At 46.0% G+C, this 1,055-nt stretch carries 1 protein-coding gene and 1 pseudogene; both read left to right on the top strand.

What is annotated here, in order from left to right:
• Positions 1–663 (top strand): YdcF family protein (locus tag AC1DSE_RS35735; protein WP_477529176.1); only part of this gene is annotated, 663 nt, incomplete at its 5' end.
• 89 nt (positions 664–752) lie between these two features.
• Positions 753–1,055 (top strand): annotated as a pseudogene (locus tag AC1DSE_RS35730) (AAA family ATPase); the annotation flags it as partial.

Genomic DNA, 1,055 nt, shown 5'->3' with positions numbered 1-1,055 from the left:
GTCTCAAGGAGCAGCCCGCGCAGAAGATCGAAGAAAAAGCGACCGTGGCTGCTCTTGTTTCGTGTTGTTGCCTGGTTAATATGTGCAGGCGTGTTCTGGTGTGGATATTTACTGTGGTTAATTAACGGTTTCGATACGAATAAGCCGCTTGTTCCATCGGATGCAGGCATCGTTCTTGGTGCTGCTTTGTGGAATGATGTGCCAAGTCCAGCACTGAAGGAACGGCTTGACCTTGCTTGGCAATTATACAAGGCGGGTACGGTAGACAAGCTTATTTTGACAGGTGGATTGGATGGCAACGGTTCAAAGAAAACAGAAGCCGAGGGTATGAGGGACTATCTCATAACAAAAGGTATTTCAGCTGACAAGCTGTTGCTAGAAAATAAGGCGACCAGCACGTACGAAAATCTTGAATTCAGCAAGAAGATCGCAGAGCARCAAGGCCTGTCAACACTAATTGTCATCACCCATGATTATCATGCTGCAAGATCAATGGAGATAGCCAAAAAGCTTGATTTTGTTCAGTTTCAAGTCGCTGGTACAAAATCAAAGGTGCTAAATCCTGTCTATAATGAGTCGCGTGAAGTACTAGCTTTTACAAAGTGGAAGCTCGACTCTCTATTGCTTAGTCTCGGATTTCACTCTTCCGATTCGAAGCTGTAAATCTGCTAATATGCTGCTGCAAAGTAGAATAAACTTGTAGTGCGGTTAGCCGCTACAGCTTTCGAAGCAAAGGATAGGTGATGCCACAGATGAGTGGACACGTCAAATCGGGATCCGGCAATGGCACTGCAAGGCCTTCCCGTCAAATCAATGTGGTCCTAAGAACGCAAGAAACATTTCAGACTGGGGCCTCTGCTCCTGCTTTAGAGACAGAACCGCTGCCTGCAGTGAAGCCGCTGCCGGGCGTCGATCATTATGCTGACATTCAGAAAGAGCTTGAACCGATGATTGGCATGGACAATGTGAAATCTCTTGTGTACGAAATATATGCGTTGCTTTATATTAGCCGAATGCGTTCTGAAGCAGGATTATTTGGCGGCTCTCATGTGTAT

The sequence above is a fragment of the Paenibacillus sp. 01L418 genome, from assembly GCF_056400045.1.
The sequence above is the reverse complement of the archived record's forward strand: the minus strand, read 5'-3'. Positions and strand labels throughout refer to the sequence as shown.